This is a genomic window from Pseudolactococcus hodotermopsidis (assembly GCF_011170085.1).
Taxonomy (GTDB): domain Bacteria; phylum Bacillota; class Bacilli; order Lactobacillales; family Streptococcaceae; genus Pseudolactococcus; species Pseudolactococcus hodotermopsidis.
This window is the reverse complement of record NZ_BLLI01000092.1, coordinates 1-5,952: the sequence shown is the minus strand read 5'-3', so window position 1 is coordinate 5,952 and position 5,952 is coordinate 1. Positions and strand designations below refer to the sequence as shown.

The 5,952-nt window shown below is 41.9% G+C and carries 1 protein-coding gene; it reads left to right on the top strand.

Annotation, left to right across the window (positions count from 1 at the left end):
* The coding region (locus Hs30E_RS10275) for a pectate lyase-like adhesive domain-containing protein (protein ID WP_371864153.1) at positions 1-5,952 on the top strand (5,952 nt) is incomplete at both ends.

Below are 5,952 nucleotides of genomic sequence, written 5' to 3'. Positions count from 1 at the left end.
ATCGGTCTTGGAAGAGTGGTAAAAAATGGCTTTACGCTGCCTCAACTTTAGCTGCTATTGCAGGCGGTGCTATTGCGGGTAATGCCCTGATTTCATCTGCGGATGAAAATGATAAGGCGATTGTTGCTAGTCAAAAAGCTGATGGAGAAAAAAGTGTTGACACACCGACACCGCTTTTGCGTGTTGATCCAGCTATTACAGTCAAAGAAACTTTGAAAGTTGCAAGTGCCGATGACAGTCTGCGCAGTGATTTTGAGAACGCGCTTGACGACCCATACGTGTCTTCAACGTCAGTTGATGTACCGACACCAGATGCTGTTGTCAATAAAGCATCAGATAGAGCACAAGCAATGGCAGCAGGTACGTATGCAGCTGTTGCTGACTGGTCAAGTTTCAAAACAGCTTATGATGATCCTAAAATCACTTTCATTGAGTTGACACAAGATATTCATTCAGGGAAAACGTCAACAAGTGCACAAAATCAGTTAGAAACTGATGCCGTTGTTCTGAAAACACGGACTGCTGCGACCAATTTGACGATTGAGGGGAATGGTAATGTTCTTGACTTAGGTATGGGGTTGTCTCTTAAATTGGGTGTTCCAGTAGCTGGAACTGTTGCGCCAGAATTGACACTTACTAACATCAAACTTTCCCAAAAAACAGATCAACATCAGATTCAAGATAATAGTTTTACACAAAGTGAAGTAAATAGAGGTTCTACTGGAGCAATTACATTCGTTTCGCCTCAAGCAATGGGAACTTGGGCGATTAATATTGATAATTTAGAAGTAACTAATGCTGACGGTACCTCCATTGATTCCAATGATTCGAGAGTTGACAACAGTTATATGGCGCGTTTGACAAATGCCGACCAGACTAGAGTAACTTTTTCGGGTGTTAGTACAGTTGTCACAACATCACAGGCATTGCGTGTTGGTGAGTTTGTGATTTCAAATGGCTCTACTTTTAATATGCGAAAAACAAGTGGTGGTACTTTTAACTCACTTATTATGTTTGGAGCAACTGACCGTGGTGGTAGTATTGGTCGTAAGACTATTGCTACCGACACAGGTAAGAGTCATGCGGCACTTATCGGAGATGGTGCAACGCTTAATCAATATAGCCCGGTCACTCTAAGTTATCCAGTATTTTCAGGAGCATGGAATGCAATTTTTGCTGGTGATGATGTTAAAATATCAATGCGAGGGTCAGACTATTTCTTAAATGATGACTATGAATATGCTTACAACGCTCAGATGTATGACTACCATAGAGGAGAATTTGAGGGTGCTCTATCAGCAACAGGACGTCTGGCGAGATTTGGCGAGAGATTGGAACTTGATAGTCGCCAAACGTCTGCTCCCTTTATCCGTTCAACAATAAATCAATCTAAATTTACAGTAGAATTCAATGCGCAAAGTTCGATAACTATGCGTGGGAATGATAACTATGGTATGATTTATTTGCAAGGCGGTAGCGCTACAAATACAAAAAAAGTTACTTTCCGAAATGTAGATAACCTTAATATTGCAAATACGAACACTAGTGATGTTCGTCGTAGTGATAATTCTTTATACATTCGTGGTAATTATAGTGCCGTTGAGATGAACAATATGAACATTAGTATGTATAATGGCGAAGCCCAAAATACTGCTGATGGTGGTGGCACAACACCATTAGCAACTGCTAAGTTTAAGCAAATTGTTGTTTCTGAAAACTCAGCATTATCTAGTTATGTTTTAGCACCAAATCAATTTGCAACATCTGAACAAGCCGAGGCGGTAAAAAATGTATTTTCTACTAACATGCCGAGAAACACCGCCTGTGCTGAAATCAACACAACAAGAATTGACCCAGGTAAAATTACGGTTGAATATGTTGATTACAGTGGCAAACGGATTCCAGGTTCTGAGTTAGTTGAGATTGATACGAACTCATACTACATTGGTAAAGAGTTGGACTTAGCGACTAGAACATTGGTCGAAGAAAAAATGCCAGCTAACTACAAATGGGCGCTTGGTAGTCAAGTTCCTGCTATTGCTGCACAAGACAAGCAAAGTGGCGGCGATATGACAAATACCGTTGATGATGGTAATGAACTTGGGCAAGCAAACGTTGCCATTGCGCCAATTGAGGGCGATGAAACGCACTATAAAATTTATTGTTATGGTGTTTCTGCTGATGTTCAATACAAGTATGTCAACTCTGTTACGGGAGATGTCGTTGATGTGTCATCTGTTACAACTTCTGAACAAGAGACACCTGACCACCTTGTTCCAGCCAATGTTGGTAATGTTATCAATTGGGCAAATGCTTATTATACGGTAACTAATATGCCTGAGGGTTACAAGCTAGATACTAGTAAAACACAGCCAACAACAACGGAAGTTTTACCAGCAAATACACCTGTTACAACATTCTACGTTACACCAGTAAAACAAGAAGTTATTGTTAAGTTGGTTGATGCGGCTGGTAAACAGATTGCAGGCACAACAACGACTAAAATTGCGGGAACTTCAGGTCTGACTAAAACGCATCGTGAGTTAGTAACTGAGGCGGGTATCTCGATTCCTTCAGGTTACAAGCTAGGCGATACAGAAGCAGCTAAGATTTTCAAATATGATGCGACACCAAATATTGATGCGAGTGGTAAGGAAACGGCAGATTCAGTTGTTCAAACACTTGAGATTGTGGTTGAAGCCAATATCCAAACGGCAACATTTACCATTATTGATGCGTCAACAGGTCTTACTTTAGTTGATAAAAAGCCTGTAAGTGGTCAAGAAGGCACTAGTATTATCGCTTCGCCTGACTATGATATTGCTAGTCGAATTGCTACTTACGAGGCTGAAGGCTATGTTGTGAAGTCTACGACTTTCAATGATAGAGCAGTATTTGATGGGAGCGATGAGTATATAATTCAGTTAGTCCACGATACCGAGGAAGTAGTTGATACTTATATCGTTAATTTCACTGTTGATCACAATTATGCTGATGAAAACGGTAACTTTATCACTAGAGCCACCGATAATATTCCTGTAACAGTCACACGCACATGGTATAAAGATAAAGTAACAGGCAAAGAGATTGCGATTCCGACAGATGTTTTAAATAATCAAGCAGCGCTTGACGCTTATCTGGCAAAGTTTGCTGTAAATGGTGATGTCAATCAACATCCTGAGAGAACACTTTATGAGAAGATTGATGATACGAGTACGACTGCTGATGATTTGGCAGTGGTTGATCGTTACACAGGTGTTGTAACATTGGATACCGTGCCGAGAACTGGCGAAGTGGGTTGGATTCCTGGAGCTTCTGAAACAATGGCAGTTGATTTGTCAGAGAAACCTAAACCTTCCGAGGGCGGAGATAAGGTCGTCCAAGGTAAGGGCGAGGTTAAATATGAACATGATATAGAATCTCACGAGCTTTCAGATTCAGATGAAGATTCTGACTCGGATGAAGATTCAGATTCGGAAGAAGACAGCGATTCCGAGGAAGATAGCGATTCGGAAGAAGACAGCGATTCGGAAGAAGACAGCGATTCTGCAGAGGATAGCGATTCCGAGGAAGATAGCGATTCAGCGGAAGATTCAGACTCTGAAGCTGACTCAGATTCCAATTATAAGTTAGCCCATCATTCTGATGAAGTGAGTGATTCGACAGAAGATTCAGATTCGACCGAGGATAGTGATTCCGAGGAAGATAGCGATTCTGAGGAAGATAGTGATTCCGCTGAAGATAGTGATTCTGAAGCTGATTCCGATTCAGCAGAAGACAGTGACTCGCAAGAGGATTCAGATTCAGCAGAGGATAGCGATTCGACCGAAGATAGCGACTCCCAAGAAGACTCCGATTCAGCAGAAGATTCTGATTCGGAAAAAGATTCCGATTCAGAAGCTGATTCAAATTCTGAATACCGCTATTTACATGAATCTGAGGAAGATAGCGATTCCACTGAAGATTCTGATTCGACCGAAGATAGTGATTCGGAGGAAGATAGTGATTCGGAGGAGGATAGTGATTCTCAAGAAGATAGCGATTCACATGAAGATTCGGACTCCGTAGAGGATAGTGACTCGCAAGAGGACTCGGATTCTGTTGAAGATTCTGATTCAGCCGAAGATAGCGATTCTCAAGAAGACTCTGACTCTGCCGAGGATTCTGATTCAGAAAAAGATTCCGATTCCGAAGCTGATTCAAATTCAGAATACCGCTATTTACATGAATCTGAGGAGAATAGCGATTCCACTGAAGATTCCGATTCGACTGAGGACAGTGATTCTGAAGAGGATAGCGATTCTGAAGAAGATAGTGATTCCGAAGAAGACAGCGACTCGGAAGAAGATAGCGACTCGGAAGAAGATAGTGACTCACAAGAAGACAGTGATTCTCAAGAAGACAGCGATTCTTACGAAGATAGCGATTCGGTTGAGGATAGCGATTCCGCTGAAGATAGCGATTCTGTCGAAGATAGCGATTCAGTTGAGGATAGTGATTCGACCGAAGATAGCGACTCACAAGAAGACAGCGATTCAGTTGAAGATTCCGATTCCACGGAAGATAGCGATTCACAGGAAGACTCTGATTCTGCCGAGGATTCTGATTCAGAAAAAGATTCCGATTCAGAAATTGATTCAAATTCGACTTATAATTCTTTAAATGAATCAACCGAAGACAGTGATTCGACCGAAGATTCCGATTCGACAGAGGATAGTGATTCAGAGGAAGATAGTGATTCAGAGGAAGATTCAGATTCTGAAGAAGACAGTGACTCCGAAGAGGATAGCGATTCCGAAGAAGACAGTGATTCGCAAGAGGATAGTGATTCCGAAGAGAATAGCGACTCCGTGGAAGATAGTGATTCAGTAGAGGATTCCGATTCGACCGAGGACAGCGATTCTGAAGAAGATAGTGACTCCGTGGAAGACAGCGATTCAGTAGAGGATTCTGACTCGACCGAGGATAGCGACTCCGTCGAGGATAGCGACTCCGTGGAAGACAGTGATTCAGTAGAGGATTCAGACTCCACAGAAGACAGCGATTCAGTTGAAGATTCAGACTCTGCCGAGGATAGTGATTCCGAAGTTGATAGCGACTCCGTAGAAGATAGCGATTCTGAAGCCGATTCTGATTCTGTTCATGACGTGCAACATGCCTCAGATGATGCCAGTGATTCCGAAGCCGATTCAGGTTCAGACGAGTTGAGTGATTCTGAAGCTGATTCAGATTCAGTAGAAGATAGTGATTCTGAAGCTGATTCCGATTCAGTAGAAGATAGTGATTCTGAAGCTGATTCCGATTCAGTAGAAGATAGTGATTCTGAAGCTGATTCCGATTCAGTAGAAGATAGTGATTCTGAAGCTGATTCAGATTCAGTAGAAGATAGTGATTCTGAAGCTGATTCTGACTCAGTAGAAGATAGTGATTCTGAAGCTGATTCAGATTCAGTAGAAGATAGTGATTCTGAAGCTGATTCCGATTCAGTAGAAGATAGTGATTCTGAAGCTGATTCAGATTCAGTAGAAGATAGTGATTCTGAAGTTGACTCTGATTCCGAAGAAGATAGTGATTCTGAAGCTGATTCTGATTCCGAAGAAGATAGTGATTCTGAAGCTGATTCTGATTCAGTAGAAGATAGTGATTCTGAAGCTGATTCCGATTCCGAGGAAGATAGTGATTCTGAAGTTGATTCAGACTCCCAAGAAGATAGTGATTCTCAAGAAGACTCAGATTCAACCGAGGATAGTGATTCCAGTGAAGATTCCGATTCTGCTGAAGATAGTGATTCAACCGAGGATAGCGATTCCACTGAAGATTCAGACTCAGCCGAAGATAGTGATTCCACTGAGGATAGCGATTCTCATGCGGACAGTGAGTCTGACTATATGTGGGTTGATATTCCTGATAATACATGGCATGATGGCAATAGCGACAATCTAATTGATGAGC